Here is a 26,162-nt window from a genome sequence, read left to right as displayed (position 1 = left end):
GCATCTATGCTAAGGTGCTGCCGTGCACGATCTCCGGGAGCCTTCGGTGCGACGCGCGCAGGTCAAGGTCGATGTCCAGGCCGACGAGCCGGACTGGGCACCTGCGCGACAGGACTTATGGCAGCGCATTGCCGCGCATGATTTCGAGCCGGATACGCCGTTCAACTTCACCCAGCGGTTGGCGCGCGACCATGGCTGGAGCCTCGATGAGGCCCGGGCCGCGATCGAGGCCTATCGCCGCTTCTGCTTTCTCGCGATGGTTTCGCCCACGCCGGTGACGCCCAGCGAGGTGGTTGACGAGGTCTGGCACCAGCATCTGATCTATTCGCGCGACTATTGGGTGATCTGGTGCGGCGAACGGCTCCAGGCCCCGCTGCATCATGATCCGACGCCCGGCGGACCGCAGGCGCAGATGACCTACCGCCGGCAATATGCCGAGACGCTGGCACTGCATGAACGCTTCTTCGGTCCGCCCAGCCCCGATCTGTGGCCTGCGACACACATCCGTTTCGCCGGCCCGCGCTATCACGTCACCGACCTCACCCATTGGCTCATTCTGCCCCGGCCACGCGCATGGCTGCGGCGGCTGTTCAGGAGATGAATATGGCGCTCAATCCGTTCGACTGGACGGCCGGCCCATTCCTACTCGTCTACATCGTTCTCGGCGCCATCATTTTCCTCAAGGCCTTCGCCCTACGCGGAACGATCGGCCCGGCCGCGGCCAAGCCCCAGCCGCCTTTAAACGAGCTCGAGCTGGCCTATCTCGCCGGCGGCGCGCCACGTTTCGGCGATACCGTGCTGCTCGGCTTCGCTGCGAACGGCGCAGCAACCTTCACCGCCCGCGATCACAAGATAACAGTGACTGATCAGACGTCGCTGGCGGCGCTGATGGACCGTCCGCCGCGGCTTGCATTCCGCCCGGAGATGACACGGCAGGAATTCCAGCAGGCGCTTGCGCCACTTACGGCGCGCATTCAGGCGCGGCTGGAGGCTCTCGGCTATGCACCGACCGACAGCCAGATGGTGGCATTCCGCAAGGCCGTGTTGCCATTCGTCGGCGCGCTCATCCTGTTCGGACTGATCAAGGTCCTCGTCGGCGCTTCGCGGCAACACGACGTAGGCTTTCTAATACTACTACTCGGTCTTACGGCGCTGGGCGCGGCGATGATCGCAAAGGCGCCCTCCCGCACATACGCCGGCAACGAGGTGCTGCGGAGCTATCAGGCGACGCATGCGCGCGCAGCCCGCGCCCCGCGCGAGCATGAATTGCTACTGGCCGTCGCACTGACCGGCGCGGCGGTGCTGTCCGGCACCGCCTACGCTTCGGTGCTGGCAACATCCAAGGCGCTGAGCAGCAGTGGCGGTGGTTGCGGCGGTGGCGGTTGCGGAGGTGGTGGTGGAGGCGGCTGCGGCGGTTGCAGCTGACAATCAATCGCTCTTCGCCGGTGTCACCGCCGTAGACTTTCCTGTTCGCATCCGACGCGGCATCATGCGCGTCATGAACGACGAAGCACGGCGCGGCATCGGCCATTCGACCAATCTCGTGGGACGTCCCTCGGAATGGCTGGCGAGCTGCGCCTTCAACGACAGCGCGGCGCCGCTGCACATCTGGGGCGTCACCGAGATGAACCCCAGCCTGTTCACGATGCTCGCGCAGGCGGAGCATCTCAACGAGGCCGGCCAGGCCTTCTCGGCCTACATGATGGCGATGTTCGGCCTCGATCCCGAGCAACGCGCCGCGACGTCCGGCGGCCAGCGGCGTTTCCGCTCGTCCTTCCTGCGGCTGATCCAGGGCTGGGGCTTCGACAGCAACGGCCCGGAAGGCGCCGTGCTCAAGGGCTGGGTCGAGAGCCGGTTCGGCCTCGGTCCGTCCTACCACAAGGAGATCATCGAACGCGTGGCAAGCCGGGCCTGGACGACCTATGTCCAGGAGAAGATGTCGAGCCGCTTCCACAACAATGCGATCTGGGTGCAGCTCGATCTGCTGTTCGAATTCTGCCAATGGGCGATCCGCCGCTTCGCCTTTCCAGGCGAGACGCATCTGACGCTGCATCGCGGCGTCAATTCGTTCGACGAGCATTGGATCGTGGCGCGAACAACGCGGCGCGAGGCGGTGGTCCGGCTCAACAACCTCGTCTCGTTCTCCTCCGACCGCGACACTGCGGGCTGCTTCGGCGACATGATCCTCACCGCGCGGATTCCCGTCAGCAAGATCGTGTTCTTCAACGGCCTGCTGTCGTCACATGCGCTGAAGGGCGAAGGCGAATACCTCGTGATCGGCGGCGACTACCGCGTGAGCGTCGACTATGTATGAGCGGATCGCAGCATGACCGCACCCGATGTCGAGGAACGCGCGCTCGCGGCCTATCTCGGCTTTGCCATCGGCGACGCGCTCGGCGCCACCGTCGAGTTCATGACCCGAGGCGAGATCGTCGCGCAATACGGCGTGCATCGCGACATCATCGGCGGCGGCTGGCTCAAGCTCAGGCCGGGGGAGGTCACCGACGACACCGAGATGTCGCTGGCGCTGGGACGCTCGCTGATCCGCAAGCGCGGCTTCGACGCGCGCGACGTCTGCGAGGAGTTTGCCGCCTGGCTCCGGACCGGGCCGGCCGATGTCGGCAACACCTGCCGCCGCGGCATCCGCCGCTACGTCATGCACGGCACGGTCGAAGGCGTCTACGCCGAAGGCGACGCCGGCAATGGCGCGGCGATGCGCGTGCTGCCGGTGGCGCTCGCGACGCTCGAGGCACCGGACAACGCCGAAACCTGGACGCTGGCGCAGGCACGCGCCACGCACCATCATCCGCTGTCGGACGGCGCCTGCATCGCGCTGGTGCGCATGACTCACGCCTTGCTGCTGGGGGAGGGCCAGGACGCCGTCCGCCGCGAAGCCGATGCTCTGATCGGCAAGCACCGCGCCTTCAGCTTCGTCCCCTATCCGGGGCGGAGCTCGGCCTTCGTCGTCGACACCATGCAGACCGTGCTGCACCACTATCTTGCCGCCAACTCGTTCACCGAATGCCTTGTGCAGACCGTCAACCAGGGCGGCGATGCCGACACGACGGGTGCGCTCGCGGGCATGCTGGCCGGCGCCACCTATGGGCTGGCGGCGATTCCTGCGCGCTGGCGCGACAGGCTCGACCGCGACGTGGCGGCGGACATTGAGGTGCAGGTGCCGCGGCTACTGGCGATTGCGCGCGCGATTCGGGCCTGATGTCTTGGAGCAATGGCATCCAGACGTCGCAAAGTGTGCCGGCCGTGGCGGATCGGCTCCGACCGATCGTCGTCTCAGCCACGGCCCTCAACCATTCTGCGCCAACATCTCGCGCAGCGCGTCCGTCAGCCGCGCGAGCTCCGTCTCCGAGCCGATGGTGATACGCAGATAGTCCGCGATCCGCGGGGCGGTGAAATGGCGGACGAGCACGGCGCGCTGGCGCAACGCTGCGGACAGCGCCTGGCCGGAATGGTCCGGATGCCGGGCGAAGACGAAATTGGCGCTGGACGGCAGCACCTCGAAGCCGAGACGAACCAGCGCGGCGGTGAGGTCCGCGCGGTTCTTCATGATGACCGAGCGCGCCTGCTGGAAATGGGCGTCGTCCTCGATCGAGGCGATCGCGCCGGCCTGGGCGGGGCGGCCGAGCGGGTAGGAGTTGAAGCTGTCCTTGACCCGCGTCAGGCCTTCGATCAGCGCGGCGTCGCCGATCGCGTAGCCGACGCGGAGTCCTGCGAGCGCGCGCGATTTCGACATCGTCTGCACCACCAGCAGGTTGGGATGCTCGGAGATCAAGGGGATCGCGGTCTCGGCGCCGAAATCGACATAGGCCTCGTCGATGACGACGGCCGCGTCGCTGCGGGCAGCAACCAGCAGTGCGATCTCGGCACGCGACAGCGCAATTCCGGTCGGTGCGTTCGGATTGGCGATGATCACCGGGCCGGGACGGCCGACATAATCGTCGATACGCACGCGCATCTCGGCATCGAGCGAAACGGTCGCGTAGTCGATTCCGAGCAGCCGGCAGTAGACCGGATAGAAGCTGTAGGTCACGTCAGGGAACAGAAGCGGCGCCGGCTGCTTCAGGAGCGCCGCGAAGGCATGCGCCAGCACCTCATCCGAACCGTTGCCGACGAACACCTGCTCGGGTGAGACCTTGTGATAGGCCGCGAGGGCCTCGCGCAGCCGCGTTGCCTGGGGATCGGGATAGAGGCGCAAGGTGTCGGCCGCGGCGGCCCGTATGGCCCCGATCGCCTTCGGCGAGGGCCCGAACGGACTCTCATTGGTGTTGAGCTTGACCAGGCCCGGGATCTGCGGCTGCTCGCCGGGCACATAGGGCGACAGCCGATGAACGAGCTCGGACCAGAAGCGACTCAAGATTGTTCTCCTGCGCACCCGAGATCCGCCGATCGACGCATCGATCGGAAGCGATGGACGTGCGAACTGAACGTGGTGTGGATCATCGGCAAATGGCGCGCCCGGAACGATTCGAACGTCCGACCCTCAGATTCGTAGTCTGATGCTCTATCCAGCTGAGCTACGGGCGCGTTTTTCGCATTTGGCAGGCTCCGGGCCAGGGGCCGGATCCCGGAAGGCCGGAGCGGCAAACGCCGGCAGGCCTCGCGAAGGGCCCCTGACTAACGGCTCGGAGACCGCTTGGCAAGGCTGGAGCGGGACATTTTGCGACCATTTTTCCGCAGACGCGCCGGCGCGGTTCGGCATGGCCGGAGCGGATGGGCTTCGTTCCGACACGCCAGGAGTTCCGCGCTCAACGCCTGCGGCGTCGCCCGGGGGAATGGCGGATGAGGCCGGTCGGGTTCAGGCGCTGGCGCGCTCGGTCCAGAAGGTCTGCAACTCGACAGGACGGTCAGGGATCGTGATTCGGAAGGTCGCCCCCAGGGTCCCTTCGACCAGTTGGATGTCGCCATCATGGGCCCGGACCAATTCGGCCGCAATCGCAAGGCCCAGCCCCGAGCCGCCCGGACGACCGGCACCGCGGAAGGCCTCGAACAGGTGCTCCCGCACCTTCGCCGGGACACCGGGACCCGTGTCCGAGACCTCCAGGATCGCCACCCCGCCTTCGCGGCGGCCGGTGATGCGGATCTGGCGCACGCCGGCGTCCGCCGCGAGGCTGTCCAGGGCCTGGGCGGCATTGCGCACCAGGTTGAGCAGCACGCGGAACAGCTGGTCGGGGTCGGCATCGATCTTCAGCCCGCGCTCGATCGCCGCGATCCAGGTGATCGATGCATCCGGCGACAGGCCGGCGGTCTCTCGCACCTCGGCGACGACGGGCTCGACCACCACCATGCGGCGGTCCGGCGCCGGCTCCTGGACCTTGCCGTAGGACAGCGTCGACTGGCAGAACGCGATGGCGCGCTCCAGCGAGCGCATCAGCTTCGGCGCGAAGCGCTGCACTCGCGGATCCGGCACGCTGGCGAGCTGGTCCGACAGCAGCTGCGACGAGGCCAAGAGGTTGCGCAGATCGTGGTTGATCTTGGACACGGCGAGGCCGAGCGCGGCGAGCCGGCTCTTCTGATGCAGCATCGAGACGAGGTCGCGCTGCATGTCGGCGAGCTCGCGCTCGGCGACGCCGATCTCGTCGGAACGCTGGCTCGGCACGATGATTCGCGCCACGCTCTCCGGATTTTCGTGGAAGCCGACGAGGCTCGCGGTGAGACGCCGCATCGGCCGCACGAACAGGAAATGCAGGGCGAGATAGACCAGCGCCGCGGTCAGCACCGCCAGCAGCAGCGAAACGCCGAGCAGGTTGCGCGAGAACCGGTACATCGCCTTGCGCAGCGGCTTCTCGTCGGTGACGACCTCGATGAACTGGGCTCGGCCGGGCGCCGGTCCGATCACCCGCATGGTGTGGTCGCCGGTCTCCGTCATCATCGTCAGCGAGTTCACGATCGACGACCACGCCGTCATGTCGCGCATGTCGAAGTCGTGGTCGATCGAGGCGGGCAGGTCGGCGCTCGCGAGCAGACGGCGCTGCTGGCCCATCTTGATGGCGACGCCGCGCGCGTTGATGGAGGTGAGGATCTGCCGCGCCAGCGAATCCGGCACCATGCCGGACGGTGCGGCGTCGAGCACCAGGGCAGCGGTATTTGCGGCCGCCAGGCGGTCGTTGAGCCGGTTGGTCCAGAAATTGGCGATCGCCGGCACGTAGATCAGCACCTCCGCGATCATCACCAGCGGAATGGTCAACAGCAGCAGCTTTCCAGACAAGCCGAGCCGCCGCGACCGTTTCGGTCGCAGGCGCTCCAGGATTGGCTGGTTGTCGCTCTCGGTCACGTATCGCCCTTGTAAGAGACACCCCACCCTTACGGGACCGCAAGATGGGACTGCACCGGAGTCCGGTCAAATTACGGATCGCTCATGTTCCGGTTTCCAAATCGTTCATAATGGAACCCGAAACTGCACGATCTCTGACGTCTTCAACCCCGCCGCGCCGAAGCCATTCTTGCCTTCGTCATGTGCGCAGGGTCTTGTGCGCAGGGACTTGCGTTCTCGTCCTGCCTCGTGTCGTTCGCGACGCTGACCCACGGCTGGTGACGAAGGTCTTGACGAGATCTCGGCGTCGTCGATCCCTGCACCGCCTATGACGTCTTGCCGCGATTGACGAAGGCAGGACGCTCCCTTATAAGCCGCGCCAACCGTCCGCGATGACCCGGCTCGCCCGGGAGCGGCTCGATTTCAGGGCCGGCAGCGGTCCATTTCGGGCCCGTAAACATCACCGGACATCAATCGACATTTCAAGCAGGCAAGTTGTCAACTGGCAAATTGCCCGTCAGCGGAGAACGACCCGTGAAGCGGACTTATCAACCCAGCAAACTGGTGCGCAAGCGCCGTCACGGCTTCCGCGCCCGTCTCGCCACCACCGGCGGCCGCAAGGTCCTTGCCGCGCGTCGCGCCCGGGGCCGCAAGCGTCTCAGCGCCTGAAGCCAGGGCGTCTGTCCCGGAGATTTCCATCATGGATCGGCTACGGCAGCGGGCGGACTTCCTCGCCGTTGCCGATGGCGTGCGGGCGAACAGCCCTGCCTTCGTCGTCCAGCGCCGGGAACGGCCGGACCGGGGCCCGGTCCGGATCGGCTTTACCGTCACCAAGAAGAATGGCACCGCCACGGAGCGTAATCGCATCCGTCGGCGGCTGCGCGAGCTTGTGAAACGGCTCGATCCCCTGTCGATGCGGCCGCACACTGACTACGTGCTGGTCGGCCGGCGGGATGCCCTGTCACGCGACTTCCAGACCATGCTCGCCGATCTCCAGGCGACGCTCCGCCGCCTCGACCGGCCGCAGGCCAAGCCGCAGCCGCGCAAGCCGTCGGATGCGGACAAGCCAAACGCTCCCGCACCGGACGCGCATTCCCGCAAACCGGATTGAACGACGAGACGATAAGAAAACGATGACCGACAATCGCAACACCATCCTCGCCGTCATTCTGTCCGGCCTCGTGCTGATCCTTTGGCAGGTCTTCTACAACGGACCGCAGATGGAGAAGCAGCGCGCGCAGGCCCAGATGCAGGCCGAGCTCGCCAAGAAGCAGGCGCCGGCAACGCAGCCTGACAGCGCCGCGCCGTCGGCCACCCCGCAGCCGGGCGCGGCCGCGACCGGCAGCCCGAGCGCGCCGGGCGGCGCCGTGACCAGCACCGGCGTGATGCCGCGCGACACCGCCATCGCCGCCACGCCGCGCGTCAAGATCGACACACCGCGGCTGACCGGCAGCATCTCACTCAAGGGCGCACGCATCGACGACCTGGCCTTCGTGCAGTACCGCGAGACGGTCGATCCGAAATCGCCGGCGATCGTGCTGTTCTCCCCGTCCAACACCGCCGAGCCCTATTACGCCGAGTTCGGCTGGGTGAACGCCGCCGGCGCCAAGGTGCAGGTGCCCGACCAGAACACCGTCTGGCAGCAGGACGGCTCGAATGCGCTGACGCCGTCGACCCCGGTGAAGCTGACCACCACCAACGGCGACGGCCTGACTTTCCAGCGCACCATCAGCGTCGACGATCACTATCTCTTCACCATCAAGGACGACGTCACCAACGCCGGCAACGCACCGGTGACGCTGTATCCCTACGGCCTGATCTCCCGCCACGGCACGCCGCACGTGTCGGGCTATTACATCCTGCACGAAGGCCTGATCGGCTATCTCGGCGAGAAGGGCCTGCAGGAGTTCACCTACAAGAAGATGGACGACGAGAAGGCGGCGAAGTTCGACGTCACCAATGGCTGGCTCGGCATCACCGACAAATATTGGGCGGCGGCGCTGTTGCCGATGACCGATGCGCGGCTGCAGGCAAACTATTCGTCGAAGCTGGTCGACAACCAGCATCGCTACCAGACCGACTATGTCGAGACCCCGCAGACAGTGCCGGCCGGCGGCTCGGCCAGCGTCTCCACCCGGCTGTTCGCCGGCGCCAAGGAGGCCGGCGTGGTCGGCATCAACTTCCCGATCGGCGGCCTCGGCGGCTACAATCAGAAGCTCGCGCTGAACCATTTCGATCTCCTGATCGACTGGGGCTGGTTCTACTTCCTGACCAAGCCGATGTTCCTGGCGCTCGACTTCTTCTTCCGCTTCTTCGGCAATTTCGGCGTCTCGATCCTGCTGGTGACGGTGCTGGTGAAGGCCCTGTTCTTCCCGCTCGCCAACAAGTCCTATGCCTCGATGGCCAAGATGAAGGCGATCCAGCCGCAGCTCCAGGCGCTGAAAGAACGCTATCCGGACGACCGGATGAAGCAGCAGCAGGAGATGATGGAGATCTACAAGAAGGAGAAGATCAACCCGGTCGCCGGCTGTCTCCCGGTCGTGCTGCAGATCCCGGTGTTCTTCTCGCTCTACAAGGTTCTCTTCGTCACGATCGAGATGCGGCACGCGCCGTTCATCAGCTGGATCAAGGATCTCTCGGCTCCGGATCCGACCAATCTGTTCACGCTGTTCGGCCTGATCCCGTTCGATCCGACGCAGCTGCCGCTGTTCGGCCATTACCTGGCGCTCGGCATCTGGCCGATCATCATGGGCATCACGATGTGGTTCCAGATGAAGCTGAACCCGACGCCGCCCGATCCGACCCAGGCGATGATCTTCAACTGGATGCCGCTGATCTTCACCTTCATGCTCGCGGGCTTCCCGGCCGGCCTCGTGATCTACTGGGCCTGGAACAACACGCTCTCGGTGCTGCAGCAGGGCTTCATCATGCGCCGCAATGGCGTGAAGGTGGAGCTGTTCGACAACATCCGCGGCACGTTCAAAAAAAAAGCGGCGTGACGAGTAAGGCGGCGTGAGCCGCTGAAGCAACCAACCATCTACCGTCATGGCCGGGCTTGTCCCGGCCATCCACGTTTTGATATCCCGCGCAATGGGCGTGGATGCCCGGGTCAAGCCCGGGCATGACGAAGAGCGAGGCCTTGTCATGACCACCAGCCACGACACCGACGAGCGCCTGATCGAAAAAGGCCGCAAGCTGTTCGCCCAATCGTGGCGCTTCACCCATGCATCTCCCTCGATCGAAAGCCTGCCGCCGATGGGGGCGATCGAGGTCGCCTTCGCCGGCCGCTCCAATGTCGGCAAGTCCAGCCTGATCAACGCGCTGACCGGCCAGAACGCGCTGGCGCGCACCTCGCATACGCCGGGCCGCACCCAGGAGCTGATCTTCTTCGAGGGGCCCGAGCATGCGCCGCTGCGGCTGGTCGACATGCCCGGCTATGGATATGCCGCCGCGGCGAAGACCAAGGTCGCGTCCTGGACCGAGCTGATCCACAAATTCCTGCTCGGCCGCGCCTCTCTCGCCCGCGTCTATGTGCTGATCGATGCCCGTCATGGGCTGAAGGAAGTCGATCAGGAGATCCTCAAGACGCTGGACCGGTCCGCCGTCAGCTATCAGCTCGTCTTGACCAAGGCCGACCAGATCAAGCCGGCTGAGCTCGCAAGCCGGATCGCCGAGACCGAGGCCGCGCTCGCCAAGCATCCGGCGGCGTTTCCTCACGTGCTGGCGACGTCGTCACGATCCGGCACCGGCATGCCGGAGCTGCGTGCCGCCATGGTGCGGCTGCTGGAAGAGCGCAGCACATGATGACGCCGTGGCGAATCCTGGTCGCAATGGCCGGGCTGATGGGCGCCGCCGGCGTCGCGCTGGCGGCCAAGGCCGCGCACGAGCCCGACGCAGCGCGGCTCGCGACCGCCTCCACCATGCTGCTGTTCCACGCCTGCGCCCTGCTCGGCACCATCGCGCTGGCAGAGCGCGGCGTGGTTCATCGGCGCATCGGCCTGGTCACGGCGATCGGCTTCGTGCTCGGCCCGGCCCTGTTCGCCAGCGACCTCCTGATGCGGCAGTTCACCGGCGACCGGCTGTTTCCGTTCGCGGCGCCGATCGGCGGTAGCTTGCAGATCGCGAGCTGGCTCGCACTCGCGGTCTGCGCGCTGTGGCCGCGGCGGGCGTGATCCGGCGCTTTGCGCCGCGGGCGGCAATCGGCTAGAACGCGGCGCGACGCCCCCGACAGCCGAGACCTCCCAGACATGACCGACGCGACCACCATCAGCCCGCTCGATCAGGCCCGCATCCTGTCCGAAGCGCTCCCGCACATGCAGGAGTACGACGACGAAACCATCGTCATCAAATATGGCGGCCACGCCATGGGCGACGAGGACACCGCAAAAGCGTTCGCGCGCGACATCGTGCTGCTGGAGCAGACCGCGATCAATCCGGTGGTGGTGCATGGCGGCGGCCCGCAGATCGCGACCATGCTCAAGCGCCTCGGCATCGTCTCCGAATTCGCCGCCGGCCTGCGCATCACGGACGCGGCGACGATCGAGATCGTCGAGATGGTGCTGGCCGGCTCGATCAACAAGCAGCTGGTCGGCTACATCAACGAGGCCGGCGGCAAGGCCGTCGGGCTGTGCGGCAAGGACGGCAACATGGTGCGCGCGGTCAAGGCGACCCGCACCATGGTCGATCCCGACAGTCACATCGAGAAGGTGGTCGATCTCGGCTTCGTCGGCGAGCCGGACAAGGTCGATCTGACGCTGCTGAATCAGCTGATCGGCTACGAGCTGATCCCGATCCTCGCACCGCTGGCGACCTCGAAGGAAGGCCAGACCTTCAACGTGAACGCCGATACGTTCGCCGGGGCCGTGGCCGGTGCGCTGAAGGCCAAGCGCCTCCTGCTGCTCACCGACGTGCCCGGCGTGCTCGACAAGTCGAAGAAGCTGATTCCGGAATTGTCGGTGAAGGACGCACGCAAGCTGATCGCCGACGGCACCATCTCCGGCGGCATGATCCCGAAGGTCGAGACCTGCATCTACGCACTCGAACAGGGCGTGCAGGGCGTCGTCATCCTGGACGGCAAGGTGCAGCATGCCGTGCTGCTCGAGCTGTTCACCAACCAGGGCACGGGCACGCTGATCCACAAGTGAGCAGCCACCACCATCTCTCGCCGTCATGGCCGGGCTTGTCCCGGCCATCCACGTTGTTCGGCGAGTTCGGAGCGAGAAACATGGATGCCCGGGTCAAGCCCGGGCATGACGATGGGGAGAGAGCGGGGCGTATCAAACCCTCCCGGACTCGCGCTCCGCTCAGCCTCACTGTGATCCTTCTGGCCTTGTTCGCCTCCCTCACCCCCGCCCGCGCCGACCTCAAGCTCTGCAACCGAATGAGCTACGTCGTCGAGGCCGCAATCGGCATCGACGAGAAGGCGGCAACCGCGACACGCGGATGGTTCCGGCTCGATCCGGCGACCTGCCGCGTGGTGCTGCAGGGGACGATGACCGCCGACCGCATTCTCCTGCATGCACGCGCGCTCAGCCTCTACGGCGCGTCGCCGCTCGCCGAGAACGGCAACGATCAGCTGTGCGTGGCGGCGGACAATTTCGTCATCGCCGCCGCCCGCCAGTGCCGCACCGGTCAGACGCCGGCGGCGTTCACGCAGGTGACGCCGAGCAAGGCCGACGACGGCACCCTGATCGCCTATCTCGCCGAGAGCGCAGAATATGACGACGAGCAGGCGCGGCTCGCCGGCATCCAGCGGCTGCTCGGCATCGCCGGCTATGACGCCTCGCCGATCGACGGCGTCGACGGGCCGAAGACGCAAGCCGCGCTCGCGGCGTTCCTGAAAAGCCGCGGGCTGTCATCCGACGTTGTGTCGCAGCCGAATTTCTTCGCGACCATGGTGGACGCGGTGCAGACGCCCTCACCCACCGGGCTGACCTGGTGCAACGACACCCCGCACAAGGTCATGGCGGCGGTCGGCACCGACGACGGCCGCACCGTGGTCAGCCGCGGCTGGTACCGCATCGATGCCGGCAAATGCCTGCATCCCGACATCACCGGGCAGCCGAAGAAGGTCTACAGCTTCGCCGAGGCGGTCGACGATGAGAACCGCACCATCAAACTGAAGAACAAGCCGCTGAACTGGGGCGGGCTGGTGCAACTCTGCACCCGCGAGAACAAGTTCGAGACATCAGAGCAGGGCGACTGCCCGAGCCGCGGCTTCACCGCCACCGGATTCACCGCCGTCGACATCACCCGCGGCGGCAAGACGCTGCGCTTCGCGTTGCCGTGAGGGGCATAGCGATGTTGCCCACGTTGCCACCACACCCACAGCTGTCATCCCGGCGAACGCCGGGATCCATAACCACCGGCCGAGGTTTGGGCCATCGGCATCAGCCATCATGCCGCAAGATAGCTTCCGCGGTATGGGTCCCGGCGTTCGCCGGGACGACAGCGGAATATGCCGCCCTAGCCGGGCATGATGACCGAAGGCAGGATGGACCGACGCCCACATGACAAAATCCCCTCGCGCCTTCGATCACGTCGACACCTGGGTGTTCGACCTCGACAACACGCTGTATCCGCATCACGTCAATCTGTGGCAGCAGGTCGATGCCAGGATCGGCGAGTTCGTCTCCAACTGGCTCAAGGTCGATGCGGAGGAGGCGCGCCGCATCCAGAAGGACTACTACCGCCGCTACGGCACCACGATGCGCGGCATGATGACCGAGCATGGCGTGCACGCCGACGACTTCCTCGCCTACGTGCACAAGATCGACCACTCGCCGCTGGAGCCGAACCCGGCGATGGGCGCGGCGATCGAGAAGCTGCCGGGGCGCAAGCTGATCCTGACCAACGGCTCGGTCGGCCACGTCGACGCGGTGCTGGCGCGGCTCGGCATTGCCGCGCATTTCCACGGCGTATTCGACATCATCGCCGCCGAGTTGACGCCGAAGCCGGCGCGCGAGACCTATGACAAATTCCTCAAGCTCCATGACGTCGATCCTGCCAGGGCCACGATGTTCGAGGATCTCGCCCGCAATCTCGTCGTCCCGCACGACCTCGGCATGACGACCGTGCTGGTAGTGCCCGACGGCACCAAGGAGGTGGTGCGCGAGGACTGGGAGCTGGCGGGGCGCGACGATCCGCATGTCGATCATGTCACGGACGATCTGACCGGGTTCTTGCAGCGGCTGGTGGGGTGAAACCCGCCACGCATTGAGCTGTCATTCCGGGACGATGCGAAGCATCGAACCCGGAATGACGGAGCATGATAAGCCGCACCTCCCGCGCGGACGGCCCCCGCCACCGATGCGTCCTTGACTCTCCGGGTCCAAATCCCGAAAAAGCCGCCCTGCCCACCATGCTCGTACACGGCCGTCCCCGGCTTTCTGCCCAGGGACCAAGCGAGGATCGACCGATGTCACTGTCCGCCCTGGAATCCACCATCAACAGCGCCTTCGATGCCCGTGATGGCGTCTCGACCACGACCAAGGGCGAGGTCCGCGACGCCGTGGAGAGCGCGCTCGAGCTGCTCGACAAGGGCGAGGCCCGGGTCGCTGAGCGCGGCACTGACGGCAAGTGGAGCGTCAACCAGTGGCTCAAGAAGGCCGTGCTGCTGTCGTTCCGCCTCAACGACATGAGCGTGATCCCCGGCGGCCCCGGCCAGGCGTCGTGGTGGGACAAGGTGCCGTCGAAGTTCGAGGGCTGGGGCGAGAACCGCTTTCGCGACGCCGGCTTCCGCGCCGTGCCCGGCGCGATCGTGCGCCGCTCGGCCTTCATCGCCAGGAACGTCGTGCTGATGCCGTCCTTCGTCAATCTCGGCGCCTATGTCGACGAGGCGACCATGGTCGACACCTGGTCGACGGTCGGCTCCTGCGCCCAGATCGGCAAGCGCGTGCACATCTCCGGCGGCGTCGGCATCGGCGGCGTGCTGGAGCCGCTGCAGGCCGGCCCCGTGATCATCGAGGATGACTGCTTCATCGGCGCGCGCTCGGAGGTTGCCGAGGGCGTGGTCGTCCGCAAGGGGGCGGTGCTGTCGATGGGCGTTTTCCTGGGCGCGTCGACCAAGATCGTCGACCGAGAGACGGGCGAGGTTTTCGTCGGCGAGGTGCCGGAATATGCCGTCGTGGTGCCGGGCGCGCTGCCGGGCAAGCCGATGAAGAACGGCCAGATCGGCCCGTCCACCGCCTGCGCCGTCATCGTCAAGCGCGTCGACGAGCGCACCCGCTCCAAGACCTCGATCAACGAGCTGTTGCGCGACTGATTGAACCGCGGCTGCGGCCGCAGCAACGAATCTCCGGGCCGGCCAAGCCATCGGTCCGGAGGACGTCCATGGACTGGACCTGGTTTCTGTTTCGCTTCCACGGCCGGATCAACCGCGCCAAGCTCTGGCTGTCGTTGCTGGTGGTGCTCTGCTGGATGGTCTTTGCCGCCGCGCTGGTGGCGGGCGCGAGCAGGCTGCTGGGCGGCCCGACGGCCTTCAGCTTCAATCTGACCGACATCTTCGCGGTCCTCGACCCGGACACCTTTCGCGGCCTGACCCGCGCCGATATCGTCCCCGCCACCTTCCACGTCATCCTCACCCCCGTGTTCGTCTGGGTGTTTGCCGCAGGCGCCATCAAGCGGCTGCATGACCGCGACAGGAGCGGCTGGTGGACGGTTCCGTTCTTCGTCGTGCCCGGGCTGGTCAACCAGTACGCGGAGCGCATTCCCGGGACGGTCATTCCAGCGATCGTGGGCGGCGCTGGTGCGCTGCTCTCGCTGTGGGCCTTCATCGAATTGTACTGCCTTGCCGGCGATCCCTGGACCAATCGCTTCGGGCCCAACCCGTTGCCGAAGGTCCGATCCAGCGAACGCTCCCGCCAGCCAAGACCGCCCGCGCCCGCCTGGAACCAGCACAAGGAGCTGGAGTTCACCCCGCACGTTGCGAGCCCGCCGCTAGGGGAAGCGGCAATCGGCAGCACTAGCCCGCCGGCAAAATAGCATGTTAAGCGAAAGGCATGACCGATGCCCTCGCCATCACCCGCGACCTGATCCGCTGCCCCTCCGTGACCCCGGCCGATGCCGGCGCGCTCGGCGTGCTCGAGGCCCTGCTGAAGGACGCGGGCTTTACCACGCATCGCGTGACGTTCTCCGAAGCAGGCACCGCCGACATCGACAACCTCTATGCCCGCATCGGCACCGAGGGGCCGCACATCACGTTCGCCGGCCACACCGATGTGGTGCCGCCCGGCGATGAAGCGGCGTGGAGCCTGCCGGCGTTCTCGGGCGAGGTGAAGGACGGCTACATCTATGGCCGTGGCGCCGTCGACATGAAGGGCGGCATCGCCTGCAGCGTCGCGGCTGCGCTCGACTATCTGCGCGATCACAGCGGACAGCCGAAGGGCTCGATCTCGTTCCTGATCACCGGCGACGAGGAGGACGTCTCGATCAACGGCACCATCAAGCTGTTGAAGTGGGCGGCCGAGCGCGGCGAGCGGTTCGACCATTGCGTGCTCGGCGAGCCGTCCAATCAAGAGGTCATGGGCGACTGCATCAAGATCGGCCGCCGCGGCTCGCAGTCCGGCACCTTGATCGTCGAGGGCAAGCAGGGCCACGTCGCCTACCCGCACCGTGCCTCCAACCCGGTGCCGGACATCTCGCGCCTGATCGTGGCCTTGTCGGACGAACCGCTCGACAACGGCAGCGCGCAGTTCCAGCCGTCGAATCTCGAATTCACCACCGTCGATGTCGGCAACACCGCCAGCAACGTCATTCCCGGACTGGCGCGGGCGAAGTTCAACATCCGCTACAATGACTGCCATACGCAGGAGACGCTGCGCGCGCTGGTCGAGGAGCGGCTGACGAAGGCCTGCGGCAATCGCATCCGCGCCCGCATCGACTGGCTGCCGTCGAACTCCAACGTGTTCCTGACCAAGCCCGGACCGTTCACCGACCTCGCGGTTGCTGCGATCGAGAGCGTGACGCGCCGCAAGCCGGAGCTCTCGACCACCGGCGGCACGTCGGACGCGCGCTTCATCTCGAGCTATTGCCCGGTGATCGAGTTCGGCCTGGTCGGCCAGACCATGCACCAGATCGACGAGCGCGCCTCGGTCGCCGACATCGCCACCCTGACGAAGATCTATCGCGGCATTCTCGATCGCTACTTCGCGTGACCCCCTCTCTGCGCATCATTGCGAACGCAGCGAAGGAATCCAGGACGTCTCCGCGGCAGCGATATCGAGTGGAGCGGCCGCAATTAGTAGTCGACCTTCACGAGGTAAAGCCCTTCCGGCGGCGCGACGACGCCGCAGGCGGCGCGGTTGCGCGCGGCGAGCGCGGCGGCGAGATCATCGGCGGTCCAGCGACCCTGCCCGACCCACACCAGTGAGCCGACCATCGAGCGGACCTGGCTATGCAGATAGGAGCGGGCGGAGGTGAGGATGGTGATCGCATCGCCGTCCCTCACGACGTCGAGCTGATCCAGCGTCTTCTCCGGCGATTTCGCCTGGCATTCGGTATCGCGGAACGTCGTGAAGTCGTGCTTGCCGATCAGCCGCTGCGCGGCTGCATGCATTGCATCGGAATCGAGCCGCTGCGGCACCCGCCAGACGCGGCCGACCTCCAGCGCGAGGTTGGAGCGGCGATTGACGATCCGGTAACGGTAGTGCCGCCTGCGCGCGGAGAACCGCGCTTCGAAGGTGTCGGGCATGATCTCGGCGGCGAGCACCGCGACCGGGTTCGGCCGCAGATGCGCGTTGAGCGCGTCGCGCAGCTTGTCCGGGCGGAACTCCTTGGCGATGTCGCAATGCGCAACCTGGCCGGTAGCGTGGACGCCGGCGTCGGTGCGGCCTGAGCCGTGCACACGCGTGGGCACGCCGCAGGTCGCCTGCACCGCCGCTTCGAGCGCGCCCTGCACCGACGGCAAGGTCTCCTGCAGCTGCCAGCCGCAGAACGGCGCGCCGTCATATTCGATGGTGAGCTTGTAGCGGGGCATTCGGTCTATTGCTGCCGTCATCGCCCGCGCAGGCGGACGATCCAGTATTCGCCGACGTCTCGGCGCGACAATGCACGTCTCGGCGTACTGGATACCCCGCTTTCGCGGGGTATGACAGCGTTACGAAAAACGAGCACCGCGATTCAATGGGGTGCCGCGCAGGAAATCCGCGGCCTTCATCGGGCCCTTGCCGGCGCGCTGCAGCTCGGTGATGCGGATCGCGCCGTCGGCGCAGGCGATGGTGAGCTGCTCGTCGAGCACGGCGCCCGGCTCGCCCGCGCCGCTGGCGAGCGCGCAGCGCAGGAACTTCAAACGCACCGCCTCGCCATCGAGCGTGACCTCGCTCCAGGCGCCGGGAAATGGCGACAGGCCGTGGATGTGCCGCAGCACCGCATGCGCCGGCTTCGTCCAATCGATCCGCGCCTCCGCCTTCTCGATCTTGGCGGCGTAGGTGACGCCCTCCTCGGCCTGCTTCGTCAACGTCAGCCCGCCGCGCTCCAGCGCCGCCATCGCGCGCACCATCAGGTCGGCACCGATCCGCGAGAGGCGATCGTGCAGATCGGACGCCGTCATCGCGTCAGTGATGGGCAGACGCTCGGCCATCGCGACGTCGCCGGTGTCGAGACCGACATCCATCTTCATGACCATCACGCCGCTTTCAGCGTCCCCTGCCATGATGGCACGGTTGATCGGCGCGGCGCCGCGCCAGCGTGGCAGCAACGAGGCGTGGAGGTTGTAGCAGCCGAGTTTCGGTGCATCGAGAATCGCCTGCGGCAGGATCATGCCATAGGCGACGACAACGGCGGCATCGGCCTCATGGGCGCGGAACGCAGCCAGCGCGTCCTCGGTCTTCAGCGTCTTCGGCGTGAGCACGGGAATGCCGAGCCGGCGCGCCTCGGTCTCGATCGGCGTCGGCACCAGCGCCAGGCCGCGGCGGCCGCCGGGTTTGGGCGCGCGCGTATAGACCGCCGCGATCTCGTGGCCGTGGCCGGCGAGTTCGAGCAGGGTCGGCACGGCGAAATCCGGCGTGCCCATGAAGATCAGGCGAAGCGGCATCTGGTGGAAGATCCTGCATTGCCGAATCCTCCGCGTCATGGCCGGGCTTGTCCCGGTCATCCACGTCGAGCTGCCTGTAACGCGCGGCGCGACGTAGATGCCCGGGTCAAGCCCGGGCATGACGGAGGAGAGAGTTGATCGTTACTCGCTGGCGCGCTTGGCGGCCTTGGCGAACTTCTTCATCACGCGGTCGCGCTTGAGCTTCGACAGATAGTCGATGAACAGCACGCCGTTGAGATGGTCGATCTCGTGCTGGATGCAGGTGGCGTAGAGCCCCTCGGCATCCTCCTCGCGAACCAGCCCGTCGAGATCGGTGAAGCGCACGCGCACCCGCGCCGGCCGCTCGACCTCCTCGTAATATTCGGGGATCGACAGGCAGCCTTCCTCGTAGACCGACAGCTCGTCCGACTTGGCAACGATCTCCGGATTGATGAAGACGCGCGGCTCGCGCTTGCCTTCGCCGTTCGCGTCGGGCTTGGCCAGATCCATGGTGATGACGCGCAGCGGCTGCGCGACCTGAATCGCTGCGAGCCCGATGCCCGGCGCGTCGTACATGGTCTGAAACATGTCGTCGACCAGCTGCCGGATCTCCGGCGTGACCTTCTCGACCGGCTTGGACACCAGCCGCAACTGCCGGTCCGGCAGGATGATGATTTCTCTTAGGGACATGGCGCGCGATTTAAGCCGCGGAACCGGCGCGGTCAATGTGAGGGTGCGCGGTTAAGACTTCGCTAACCATGAATTTCAACGCCTCGTTAACCATGATTCTTAACCTGGCCTTAACCATAAATGTTCTCTCTTCGTTCGCGAGCTTGTGCGAATCGGATAGACGGGCGTGATGACCGCCGCCAGCCAGTCCCTCAATCCTGTCGTCATCATGATCGGCGACCTTCCGGTCCGCGCCAGCGATGCGCTGATCGGATTTGGCGTGCTGGTGGTGCTGCTGCTCGTGATGATCGTGGCGGCCGTGGTGCGTTCCGGCCGGCGCGGCGCCGAGCTCGCGGCCCAGCAGGCGATGCGCAGCGATGAGATCGAACATCGGTTCAGCGAGATGATCCGCGTCCAGAGCGAGGCCTCCGGCCGGGTCGACGCGATGGCGCAGCTGCTCGCCGGCCGGCAGGTTGATCTTGCCCGCAGCGTCAACGAGCGGCTCGATGCGGTGACTCATCGCGTCGGACAGTCGATGGAGCAGAGTACGCGCCACACCATGGATAGTCTGCGCGTGCTGCACGAGCGGCTCGGCATCATCGACAATGCCCACCGTGATCTCAGCGAGCTGACGACCCAGGTCACGACCCTGCGCGACGTCCTCGCCAACAAGCAGTCGCGCGGCGCGTTCGGCCAGGCGCGGATGGAGGCGATCGTGCAGGACGGACTGCCGAAGGGCAGCTACGCGTTCCAGTACACGCTCGCCAGCGGCAAGCGGCCGGACTGCGTCGTGTTCCTGCCCGACGCGCGACCGCTGTGCATCGACGCCAAGTTTCCGTTGGAAGCCGTGACCGCGCTGCATGATGCGGAGACGGACGAGGAGAAGCGCACCGCCGCACAGCGCCTGCGTACCGACGTGCTGCGTCACGTCAACGACATCGCGGAGAAATATCTGGTGGTCGGCGAGACGCAGGACACCGCGCTGATGTTCGTGCCGTCGGAATCGGTCTATGCCGAGATCCATGATGGCTTCGACGACGTCATCCAGAAAGCGTATCGCGCGCGCGTCGTGCTGGTGTCGCCGTCGCTGCTGATGCTCGCGATCCAGGTCATGCAGCAGATCATGAAGGACGCACGCATCCGCGACGCCGCCGACCAGATCCGCAACGAGGTGATCCATCTCGGGGACGATCTCGGCCGCCTGCGCGAGCGCGTGCTCAAGCTGCAGAAGCATTTCGGCGATGTCGGCGAGGACATCCGCCAGATCCTCATCTCGGCCGACAAGATCGAGAAGCGCGCCGCCCGCATCGAGGAGCTCGACTTCAGCAAACAGGACACGCCGGTGGAGTCGCCACGCATCGCGCCGGCTACGGGCACCGCGCCGGATTTGTTTCCGCTGGCGGGACGCGTGCAGGCGGGCGAGTGATTGGGCAGCTGCCCCTGTCGCAGCTTGAATTTTGCCAAGACTGTCATCGTCCGGCTCGCGGACGATGACAGCTGAGATGGGGAGCGTTTCTTGCGCCAATCTGCTACCACCCATCCATGACCGTACCTGAGGCTTCTTCCGACATCACCGCGACCGGCGCAAAGCCCGAGGCTGCGCCAAGAGCCCCCACCTGGCGCGAGAGCATGGCCGTCTATCTGCAGCCGCGCGTGCTCGTGGTGCTGTTCCTCGGATTTTCGTCGGGGCTGCCGCTGGCGCTGTCCGGCTCGACCTTGCAGATCTGGATGCGCGAGCTCGGCGTCGACCTCGGGACCATCGGGCTATTCGCGCTCGTCGGCACGCCCTACACGCTGAAATTCCTCTGGGCGCCGCTGGTCGACGCGCTGCACGTGCCGCTGCTGACGCGCGCCTTCGGGCGGCGACGCGGCTGGCTGGTGTTCGCGCAACTGCTGCTGATCGCCGCCATCCTGCTGCTGGCGTTGACCGATCCGGCGCACGCGCCGTTCATGGTGGCGCTGGCCGCGCTGCTGGTCGCCGCGATGTCGGCGACCCAGGACATCGTGGTCGACGCCTTCCGCGTCGAGAGCCTGCCGGAGAGTGAGCAGGCCGCGGGCATGGCGGCGTATGTCGCCGCCTACCGCATCGGCATGCTGGTCTCGACCGCCGGCGCACTGGTGGTGGTCAGTGCATTCGAGAACTCGGGGCTGACGCGTCCGTCGTCCTGGATGTGGGGCTATGTTGCGATGGCCGGACTGGTGCTGATCGGCACGATCACGGCCCTCGCGGCGACCGAGCCGGCCCAGTCGCAGCAGGCGGAGGCCGCGATGGGGGCGGACACCGCGCTCACCCGCGTGATGCATGCGGCTGCCGGGGCCTTCGTCGAGTTCCTCGGCCGACGTGATGCGCTCACGGCGCTCGCCTTCGTCGTGCTGTTCAAGTTCACTGACGCCTTCTCCGGCACGATGACCGCGCCGTTCGTGATCGATCTCGGTTTCAGCAAGGTCGACTACGCCGCGATCGTGAAAGGCGTCGGCCTCGCCGCCACGCTCGCCGGCGGCTTTGCCGGCGGCTTCGTCGCGCGGCGCTATTCGCTCGCCATCAGCCTGTGGATCGGCGGCATCGTGCAGGCGCTGGCCAACCTGTCGTTCTCATGGCTCGCCATCGTCGGCGTCAATCAGTGGGCGCTGGCGCTGGCGATCTCTGCGGAGAACCTCACCAGCGCGATCGGCACCGTGATCTTCGTCGCCTATCTCTCTGCGCTGTGCCAGAACCCGCTGCACACCGCGACCCAATATGCGCTGCTCACCGCGCTCGCCGCGGTTGGACGAACCTATCTGTCATCGGGCGCGGGCTATGTGGCGAAAGCGACCGGCTGGCCTGCATTCTTCGTCATCTGCGTGCTCGTCGCGATCCCGAGCCTCGTGCTGCTCGCTTGGCTGCAACGGCGTGGGCATTTCGATGATTTGGGGCCGGTGAAGTTGTAGCTGCCGCCTCACCGTCAACTGTCGTCACTCGCGAAGGCGGGTGACCCAGTATTCCAGAGACGTCAGCTATCCACCGAGGGGCCGCGGCGTACTGGATCGCCCGGTCGAGCCGGGCGATGACTGCAGAAGTCAGGAGGCGGCGCTCGCAGCGTCCCAAGTGTCACCGCTTCACCAAGCTCCACTTGGTCACGACCGCCTCGCTCATCTGCCCCGCATCCTGGGCGCAGGCGATCTCGTCGACCTTGACCGCGATCTGCTTGCCGAGCAGGCCCTTGAGCTGCGAGGCCTGCGCCGTGTTCGCGGTGACGAGCTGGAACGTCTCCGGTCCGGTCTCGAGATTGCACAACCCGCTCGGCGGCGGCAGGCGGCGCGGCTCGCTGGTGATCTGATAGGCGGCGGAGGGCTGGCCCGATTTGGCGCCTTTCAGCTTCAGCGCCGTCAGCTCGCCCGACAGCACGTCACCGGCATTGAGCGGACGCCCCGCCTTCTGCGGTGCCTCGCTTTGCTGCGCCAGCACCGACGGCGCCGAGAGTGCCGCCAGAATCGCGCCCAAAGCCAGCCGTTTGCCGAATCCGCGTTTCGTCATCAATTCACTTCCGTCTGTGCTTAGAACAAGGTCCGCTGCCGCATCGCGGCCGAGAGCGTGCCTTCGTCGAGATAGTCGAGCTCGCCGCCGACCGGCACGCCATGCGCCAGCCGCGTGACCTTGACGTTCGCCTCCTGCAGGAGGTCGGTGATGTAGTGCGCCGTCGTCTGGCCGTCGACCGTCGCGTTCAGAGCGAGGATGATCTCCTGCACCTCCGGCGCATGCGCGCGCTGCACCAGCGCGTCGATGGTGAGATCCTGCGGACCGACTCCGTCGAGCGGCGACAAGGTGCCGCCGAGCACGTGATAGCGGCCGTTCGAGGCCTTGGCGCGCTCCAGCGCCCAGAGGTCGGCGACATCGGCGACGACGACGATCATCGCGGGATCACGCCGCGGATCGGTGCACACCGTGCAGGGATTCTGCGTATCGATGTTGCCGCAGGTCTTGCAGACCTGGATGCGATCGATCGCGACCTGCAGCGCCGAGGCAAGCGGCACCATCAGCGCCTCGCGCTTCTTGATCAGATGCAGGGCGGCGCGCCGCGCCGAACGCGGCCCGAGGCCGGGCAGGCGCGCGAGCAGCTGGATCAGGCGTTCGATCTCAGGACCAGCGACGGCCATCAGTTCACGAATGTCATCAGGTCAACTAACCAAAACCGAAGCCTGGCGGCAGGCCGAGCTTGCCGGTGATGGCCTGCATCTTCTCCTGCATCGCGGCTTCCGCCTTGCGCCGCGCATCGCCATGCGCGGTGACCAGCAGGTCCTCCAGGATCTCGGCCTCCTCCGGCTTGAGCAGCGACGGATCGATCTTGATGCTCTTCACGTCCATCTTGGCGGTCATGCGCACGGCAACCAGACCGCCGCCCGAGATGCCCTCGACCTCGACGTTGCCGAGTTCCTCCTGCATCTCCTGCATCTTCGTCTGCAGCTGCGCCGCCTGTTTCATCATGCCGAGAAAGTCAGCCATCGGAGCACCTCATCATCAGCCATCTTGTTGAGCATGATCTCCGCGCAAACGCCTTTGGCGTTTGTCGCGAGGAAAACCGGTTTCCACTTTTCCGGATCATGCTCTAGAAATCATCATCGTCGGACTCGTCGGGCGGCTCGACAGCACTGGCGTCCGATTCGGGCGGCTCGGGGGCGAGCCGGCGCACTTCGACCACCTTGGTGCCCGGGAACCGCGCCAGGATCTCCTGTACGCGCGGATCGGCCTCCGCCGCCGCCTCTCGCTCGCTCTTGGCGCGCAGGTTCTGCTCGCGCAAGGTCGCCTGACCCGGCTCGTTGGAAACGATCACCGTCCAGCGCCGGCCGGTCCAGTCTTCCAGCTTGCGGCCGAGGTCCGAGACAAGCGAGCGCTGCGCCGTCCGTTCCAGCGCGATCTCCAGCCGTCCCTCTTCGAAGCGGACCAGCCGCACGTCCATCTCCAGCGCGCTCTTGGTGATCAGGTCACGATTCTTGCCGGCCAGCGCGACGAGTTCCTGAAAGCTCGCGATGCGCAGCGCGGGCTGGTCCTGTGTTGCCGGCGCCGGCTGTGACGACATCGCCTGCGGGCGCATCGAACCGCCGACCGCAGCGAGCGTCGGGCCTTGCGCGCGCGGCGCCTGCATCGGCGCCGACGTCATCACAGGCGGCGTTCCCGCGCTCATGGTGGATGCCGGCGCAGCACGCGCTCCGCCGCCGTTCGTGACAACGGGAGATCCGCCGCCGTTCTGGTCGATCATCCGAATGGCTTCGTCGGGCGTCGGCAGATCGGCCGCGTAGGCAATCCGTACCAGCACCATTTCCGCAGCGGCGGCCGGGCGCGTCGCACCTTGGGTCTCGGCAATGCCCTTGAGCAGCATCTGCCACATCCGCGACAGCACCCGCATCGACAGCTTGGTGGCGAAGTCGCGCGCGCGCAGCCGCTCGGTCTCGCTGAACGCGACGTTGTCGGCCGTGGCCGGCACGACCTTCACCCGGGTGACGAAATTCACGAACTCGGCCAGATCCGACAGCACGACCACGGGGTCGGCGCCGACGTCATATTGCTCGCGGAATTCCTTGAAGGCGGCGGCGATGTCGCCGCTGGCGAGATGGTGGAACAGGTCGATCACGCGGGTGCGGTCGGCGAGGCCCAGCATCTGACGGACATCGTCGGCGCGGACTTCGCCGGCGCTGTGCGCGATCGCCTGATCGAGCAGCGACAACGAATCGCGCACCGAGCCTTCGGCGGCGCGCGCGATGATGCCGAGCGCCTCGGGCTCGATCGTCACGCCTTCCTTGGTCGCGATGCCCGAAAGATGCTTCATCAGCACGTCGGCCTCGACGCGGCGCAGATCGAAGCGCTGGCAGCGCGACAGCACCGTCACCGGCACTTTGCGGATCTCGGTGGTCGCAAACACGAACTTGGCGTGCTCCGGCGGCTCCTCCAAGGTCTTCAGGAAGGCGTTGAACGCCGCTGTCGACAGCATGTGGACTTCGTCGATGATGTAGACCTTGTAGCGCGCGCTGGCCGGCGCATAGCGGACGCTGTCATTGATCTGGCGGACGTCGTCGACGCCGGTATGGGACGCCGCGTCCATCTCGAGGATGTCCATGTGCCGGCTTTCCATGATCGCCTGGCAATGGGTGCCGAGCACCGGCATATGGATGGTCGGCCCCTTCACCGAGCCGTCCGGCAGCTCGTAATTCAATGCGCGGGCGAGAATGCGGGCGGTGGTCGTCTTGCCGACGCCGCGGACGCCGGTCAGAATCCAGGCCTGCGGAATCCGGCCGGTCTCGAACGCGTTCGAGACCGTGCGCACCACGGCCTCCTGGCCGATCAGATCTGCGAAGCTGGAGGGGCGGTATTTGCGCGCCAGCACCCGGTAGGGCTTGGCGGGAGCGTCGGCGCTGTCAGGCGGAACAGGTGGGGCGCCAGCGTCGGTCATCGAGCGATCCGCAAGTGAGCATTCCAGGCCGGCATCGATCGCGATCGTCGACGCAATCAGCCGGAGCGCGGTCGAGCGCCCGCCCTGCGCGGGGTCCCCGCCATCTTTGCGCGATTCGCTCGAGAAAACAGGTAGGAGACTGACGAGCGACCCGATCCGGACCTCGTTAGGGCTGCTTCCTTCCGGACCTGACCCGGTTGGCGAGTGGCTCGTCCACCGCCAATCTCCCGCTGCCTATTTGGGGCCAAATGGTCCGGAAAGCAAGCGCGAGCTTCGCCGGCCTAGTCTACCGCCCCGCGGGCTTGTGCCGCAGCTCGGAAAGGCTTTAGGTGCCCGCGAGCTCCCCACCTGACCATCCGCCAGGAACCGCCGCATGCCCGAATCAGCCTGGTCGCTGCATCCGCAACTTGCGAAGGATACAATCGACATTGGCGACCTGCCGCTGTCCCGCGTGCTGGTGATCAAGGACGCGAACTATCCTTGGCTGCTGCTGGTGCCGCGGCGCGAGGGCGCGGTCGAGATCATCGATCTCGACGAGGTCGCGCAGGCGCAGCTGATGACCGAGATCACGCGGGCGTCACGCGCGCTCAAAGAGATCACCAAATGCGACAAGCTCAACGTCGCCGCGCTCGGCAACATGGTGCCGCAGTTGCACGTCCACATCATCGCGCGACGCACAAGTGACGTGGCCTGGCCGCGACCGGTGTGGGGCGCCGTGCCGCCTGTGCCCCACGATGCGCAGGAGGTGCAGCAGTTCATCAGCGCTATCAGGCGCAAGATCTGGCTAGGGTGA

At 66.3% G+C, this 26,162-nt stretch carries 27 protein-coding genes, 1 tRNA gene and 1 other RNA gene; 18 read left to right on the top strand and 11 right to left on the bottom strand.

Annotated features, from left to right (window positions below):
* Nucleotides 1-46: 46 nt before the first annotated feature.
* From QW861_RS17530 to draG, 4 genes are all read left to right on the top strand, one after another.
* Nucleotides 47-601 carry a hypothetical protein gene (locus QW861_RS17530; RefSeq protein WP_315752198.1) on the top strand — a complete coding sequence of 185 codons (555 nt, stop codon included), beginning with the start codon at nt 47-49 and terminating at the stop codon, nt 599-601.
* Nucleotides 602-603: 2 nt separating this feature from the next.
* Nucleotides 604-1,425 (top strand): TIGR04222 domain-containing membrane protein, encoded by an 822-nt coding sequence (locus tag QW861_RS17525; protein WP_316172745.1) that lies wholly within the window; start codon nt 604-606, stop codon nt 1,423-1,425.
* Between the two features lie 64 nt (nt 1,426-1,489).
* The gene (locus tag QW861_RS17520) at nt 1,490-2,314 is read left to right on the top strand and encodes an NAD(+)--dinitrogen-reductase ADP-D-ribosyltransferase (RefSeq protein ID WP_316172746.1); all 825 of its coding nucleotides are present in this window, start codon (nt 1,490-1,492) and stop codon (nt 2,312-2,314) included.
* Nucleotides 2,315-2,326: 12 nt separating this feature from the next.
* On the top strand, nt 2,327-3,217 hold the full coding sequence (gene draG / locus QW861_RS17515) for an ADP-ribosyl-[dinitrogen reductase] hydrolase (protein ID WP_316193322.1): 891 nt from the start codon (nt 2,327-2,329) through the stop codon (nt 3,215-3,217).
* Nucleotides 3,218-3,304: 87 nt separating this feature from the next.
* Here the strand turns inward: draG and hisC are convergent, their stop codons facing one another.
* From hisC to QW861_RS17500, 3 genes are all read right to left on the bottom strand, one after another.
* The gene (gene hisC, locus QW861_RS17510; protein ID WP_316193321.1) at nt 3,305-4,372 is read right to left on the bottom strand and encodes a histidinol-phosphate transaminase; all 1,068 of its coding nucleotides are present in this window, start codon (nt 4,370-4,372) and stop codon (nt 3,305-3,307) included.
* 93 nt (nt 4,373-4,465) lie between these two features.
* Nucleotides 4,466-4,542 (bottom strand) — tRNA-Arg (locus tag QW861_RS17505).
* A gap of 271 nt (nt 4,543-4,813) precedes the next feature.
* Nucleotides 4,814-6,289, bottom strand: coding sequence for a HAMP domain-containing sensor histidine kinase (locus QW861_RS17500; protein ID WP_315715364.1), 1,476 nt, complete (start codon nt 6,287-6,289; stop codon nt 4,814-4,816).
* 513 nt (nt 6,290-6,802) lie between these two features.
* Between QW861_RS17500 and rpmH the strand changes: the two genes are divergently transcribed.
* The 11 genes from rpmH (at nt 6,803) to dapE (ending at nt 16,422) form a co-directional block, all read left to right on the top strand.
* Nucleotides 6,803-6,937: a 50S ribosomal protein L34 gene (gene rpmH, locus QW861_RS17495; RefSeq protein ID WP_006609582.1), complete on the top strand. Its 135-nt coding sequence runs from the start codon at nt 6,803-6,805 to the stop codon at nt 6,935-6,937.
* Between the two features lie 31 nt (nt 6,938-6,968).
* On the top strand, nt 6,969-7,379 hold the full coding sequence (rnpA, locus tag QW861_RS17490) for a ribonuclease P protein component (protein WP_315715363.1): 411 nt from the start codon (nt 6,969-6,971) through the stop codon (nt 7,377-7,379).
* 22 nt (nt 7,380-7,401) lie between these two features.
* Nucleotides 7,402-9,267 carry a membrane protein insertase YidC gene (gene yidC / locus QW861_RS17485; RefSeq protein ID WP_315715362.1) on the top strand — a complete coding sequence of 622 codons (1,866 nt, stop codon included), beginning with the start codon at nt 7,402-7,404 and terminating at the stop codon, nt 9,265-9,267.
* Nucleotides 9,268-9,412: 145 nt separating this feature from the next.
* The gene (yihA, locus tag QW861_RS17480; protein ID WP_315715361.1) at nt 9,413-10,072 is read left to right on the top strand and encodes a ribosome biogenesis GTP-binding protein YihA/YsxC; all 660 of its coding nucleotides are present in this window, start codon (nt 9,413-9,415) and stop codon (nt 10,070-10,072) included.
* The gene (locus tag QW861_RS17475) at nt 10,069-10,440 is read left to right on the top strand and encodes a DUF423 domain-containing protein (protein WP_315752203.1); all 372 of its coding nucleotides are present in this window, start codon (nt 10,069-10,071) and stop codon (nt 10,438-10,440) included. Before yihA ends, QW861_RS17475 begins: the two co-directional genes overlap by 4 nt.
* Nucleotides 10,441-10,515: 75 nt before the next feature.
* Nucleotides 10,516-11,412: an acetylglutamate kinase gene (gene argB, locus QW861_RS17470; protein ID WP_012047096.1), complete on the top strand. Its 897-nt coding sequence runs from the start codon at nt 10,516-10,518 to the stop codon at nt 11,410-11,412.
* An 80-nt stretch (nt 11,413-11,492) separates the two neighbouring features.
* The gene (locus QW861_RS17465) at nt 11,493-12,557 is read left to right on the top strand and encodes a DUF1036 domain-containing protein (RefSeq protein WP_315715359.1); all 1,065 of its coding nucleotides are present in this window, start codon (nt 11,493-11,495) and stop codon (nt 12,555-12,557) included.
* A gap of 220 nt (nt 12,558-12,777) precedes the next feature.
* Nucleotides 12,778-13,470 (top strand): pyrimidine 5'-nucleotidase, encoded by a 693-nt coding sequence (locus QW861_RS17460; RefSeq protein ID WP_316193320.1) that lies wholly within the window; start codon nt 12,778-12,780, stop codon nt 13,468-13,470.
* A 215-nt stretch (nt 13,471-13,685) separates the two neighbouring features.
* Nucleotides 13,686-14,531 (top strand): 2,3,4,5-tetrahydropyridine-2,6-dicarboxylate N-succinyltransferase, encoded by an 846-nt coding sequence (gene dapD, locus QW861_RS17455; protein WP_015669883.1) that lies wholly within the window; start codon nt 13,686-13,688, stop codon nt 14,529-14,531.
* Nucleotides 14,532-14,599: 68 nt separating this feature from the next.
* A complete protein-coding gene (locus QW861_RS17450) occupies nt 14,600-15,250 on the top strand; it encodes a DUF805 domain-containing protein (protein WP_316193319.1) in 651 nt (216 codons plus the stop codon).
* Nucleotides 15,251-15,267: 17 nt separating this feature from the next.
* A complete protein-coding gene (gene dapE / locus QW861_RS17445; RefSeq protein WP_315752207.1) occupies nt 15,268-16,422 on the top strand; it encodes a succinyl-diaminopimelate desuccinylase in 1,155 nt (384 codons plus the stop codon).
* Between the two features lie 83 nt (nt 16,423-16,505).
* Here the strand turns inward: dapE and truA are convergent, their stop codons facing one another.
* From truA to def, 3 genes are all read right to left on the bottom strand, one after another.
* Nucleotides 16,506-17,243: a tRNA pseudouridine(38-40) synthase TruA gene (truA, locus tag QW861_RS17440; protein ID WP_315752208.1), complete on the bottom strand. Its 738-nt coding sequence runs from the start codon at nt 17,241-17,243 to the stop codon at nt 16,506-16,508.
* A 120-nt stretch (nt 17,244-17,363) separates the two neighbouring features.
* The gene (fmt, locus tag QW861_RS17435; protein WP_315752209.1) at nt 17,364-18,299 is read right to left on the bottom strand and encodes a methionyl-tRNA formyltransferase; all 936 of its coding nucleotides are present in this window, start codon (nt 18,297-18,299) and stop codon (nt 17,364-17,366) included.
* Nucleotides 18,300-18,440: 141 nt separating this feature from the next.
* The gene (gene def, locus QW861_RS17430) at nt 18,441-18,968 is read right to left on the bottom strand and encodes a peptide deformylase (RefSeq protein ID WP_315715353.1); all 528 of its coding nucleotides are present in this window, start codon (nt 18,966-18,968) and stop codon (nt 18,441-18,443) included.
* A gap of 169 nt (nt 18,969-19,137) precedes the next feature.
* Here def and QW861_RS17425 point away from each other — a divergent pair, with 169 nt between their 5' ends.
* Both QW861_RS17425 and QW861_RS17420 read left to right on the top strand, forming a co-directional pair.
* Nucleotides 19,138-20,373, top strand: a complete 1,236-nt coding sequence (locus QW861_RS17425) for a DNA recombination protein RmuC (protein WP_315752210.1) — start codon at nt 19,138-19,140, stop codon at nt 20,371-20,373.
* Nucleotides 20,374-20,489: 116 nt separating this feature from the next.
* Nucleotides 20,490-21,875, top strand: a complete 1,386-nt coding sequence (locus QW861_RS17420) for an AmpG family muropeptide MFS transporter (protein WP_315752211.1) — start codon at nt 20,490-20,492, stop codon at nt 21,873-21,875.
* Between the two features lie 160 nt (nt 21,876-22,035).
* Here QW861_RS17420 and QW861_RS17415 read toward each other — a convergent pair whose 3' ends face one another.
* The 5 genes from QW861_RS17415 to ffs form a co-directional block, all read right to left on the bottom strand.
* Nucleotides 22,036-22,461 (bottom strand): hypothetical protein, encoded by a 426-nt coding sequence (locus tag QW861_RS17415; RefSeq protein WP_315715350.1) that lies wholly within the window; start codon nt 22,459-22,461, stop codon nt 22,036-22,038.
* Nucleotides 22,462-22,481: 20 nt separating this feature from the next.
* Nucleotides 22,482-23,081 (bottom strand): recombination mediator RecR, encoded by a 600-nt coding sequence (gene recR / locus QW861_RS17410; RefSeq protein ID WP_315715349.1) that lies wholly within the window; start codon nt 23,079-23,081, stop codon nt 22,482-22,484.
* 25 nt (nt 23,082-23,106) lie between these two features.
* A complete protein-coding gene (locus QW861_RS17405) occupies nt 23,107-23,427 on the bottom strand; it encodes a YbaB/EbfC family nucleoid-associated protein (RefSeq protein ID WP_315715348.1) in 321 nt (106 codons plus the stop codon).
* 103 nt (nt 23,428-23,530) lie between these two features.
* On the bottom strand, nt 23,531-25,369 hold the full coding sequence (locus tag QW861_RS17400; protein ID WP_316169602.1) for a DNA polymerase III subunit gamma/tau: 1,839 nt from the start codon (nt 25,367-25,369) through the stop codon (nt 23,531-23,533).
* 131 nt (nt 25,370-25,500) lie between these two features.
* An RNA gene (gene ffs, locus QW861_RS17395) (signal recognition particle sRNA small type) lies at nt 25,501-25,597 on the bottom strand.
* Nucleotides 25,598-25,742: 145 nt separating this feature from the next.
* Here ffs and QW861_RS17390 point away from each other — a divergent pair.
* On the top strand, nt 25,743-26,162 hold the full coding sequence (locus tag QW861_RS17390; RefSeq protein ID WP_316193318.1) for an HIT family protein: 420 nt from the start codon (nt 25,743-25,745) through the stop codon (nt 26,160-26,162).

The organism is Bradyrhizobium sp. SZCCHNRI1029 (assembly GCF_032487555.1).
GTDB lineage: Bacteria > Pseudomonadota > Alphaproteobacteria > Rhizobiales > Xanthobacteraceae > Bradyrhizobium.
This window is presented reverse-complemented; position numbering and strand designations above follow the sequence as displayed.

Bases quoted from the DNA above. Each gene is read 5' to 3' on its own strand.
- QW861_RS17525 (WP_316172745.1), top strand. From the start codon at position 604: ATGGCGCTCAATCCGTTCGACTGGACGGCCGGCCCATTCCTACTCGTC.
- QW861_RS17520 (WP_316172746.1), top strand. From the start codon at position 1,490: ATGCGCGTCATGAACGACGAAGCACGGCGCGGCATCGGCCATTCGACC.
- draG (WP_316193322.1), top strand. From the start codon at position 2,327: ATGACCGCACCCGATGTCGAGGAACGCGCGCTCGCGGCCTATCTCGGC.
- rnpA (WP_315715363.1), top strand. From the start codon at position 6,969: ATGGATCGGCTACGGCAGCGGGCGGACTTCCTCGCCGTTGCCGATGGC.
- yidC (WP_315715362.1), top strand. From the start codon at position 7,402: ATGACCGACAATCGCAACACCATCCTCGCCGTCATTCTGTCCGGCCTC.
- yihA (WP_315715361.1), top strand. From the start codon at position 9,413: ATGACCACCAGCCACGACACCGACGAGCGCCTGATCGAAAAAGGCCGC.
- QW861_RS17475 (WP_315752203.1), top strand. From the start codon at position 10,069: ATGATGACGCCGTGGCGAATCCTGGTCGCAATGGCCGGGCTGATGGGC.
- argB (WP_012047096.1), top strand. From the start codon at position 10,516: ATGACCGACGCGACCACCATCAGCCCGCTCGATCAGGCCCGCATCCTG.
- QW861_RS17465 (WP_315715359.1), top strand. From the start codon at position 11,493: ATGGATGCCCGGGTCAAGCCCGGGCATGACGATGGGGAGAGAGCGGGG.
- QW861_RS17460 (WP_316193320.1), top strand. From the start codon at position 12,778: ATGACAAAATCCCCTCGCGCCTTCGATCACGTCGACACCTGGGTGTTC.
- dapD (WP_015669883.1), top strand. From the start codon at position 13,686: ATGTCACTGTCCGCCCTGGAATCCACCATCAACAGCGCCTTCGATGCC.
- QW861_RS17450 (WP_316193319.1), top strand. From the start codon at position 14,600: ATGGACTGGACCTGGTTTCTGTTTCGCTTCCACGGCCGGATCAACCGC.
- dapE (WP_315752207.1), top strand. From the start codon at position 15,268: ATGACCGATGCCCTCGCCATCACCCGCGACCTGATCCGCTGCCCCTCC.
- truA (WP_315752208.1), bottom strand. From the start codon at position 17,243: ATGCCCCGCTACAAGCTCACCATCGAATATGACGGCGCGCCGTTCTGC.
- fmt (WP_315752209.1), bottom strand. From the start codon at position 18,299: ATGCCGCTTCGCCTGATCTTCATGGGCACGCCGGATTTCGCCGTGCCG.
- def (WP_315715353.1), bottom strand. From the start codon at position 18,968: ATGTCCCTAAGAGAAATCATCATCCTGCCGGACCGGCAGTTGCGGCTG.
- QW861_RS17425 (WP_315752210.1), top strand. From the start codon at position 19,138: ATGACCGCCGCCAGCCAGTCCCTCAATCCTGTCGTCATCATGATCGGC.
- QW861_RS17420 (WP_315752211.1), top strand. From the start codon at position 20,490: ATGACCGTACCTGAGGCTTCTTCCGACATCACCGCGACCGGCGCAAAG.
- QW861_RS17415 (WP_315715350.1), bottom strand. From the start codon at position 22,461: ATGACGAAACGCGGATTCGGCAAACGGCTGGCTTTGGGCGCGATTCTG.
- recR (WP_315715349.1), bottom strand. From the start codon at position 23,081: ATGGCCGTCGCTGGTCCTGAGATCGAACGCCTGATCCAGCTGCTCGCG.
- QW861_RS17405 (WP_315715348.1), bottom strand. From the start codon at position 23,427: ATGGCTGACTTTCTCGGCATGATGAAACAGGCGGCGCAGCTGCAGACG.
- QW861_RS17400 (WP_316169602.1), bottom strand. From the start codon at position 25,369: ATGACCGACGCTGGCGCCCCACCTGTTCCGCCTGACAGCGCCGACGCT.
- QW861_RS17390 (WP_316193318.1), top strand. From the start codon at position 25,743: ATGCCCGAATCAGCCTGGTCGCTGCATCCGCAACTTGCGAAGGATACA.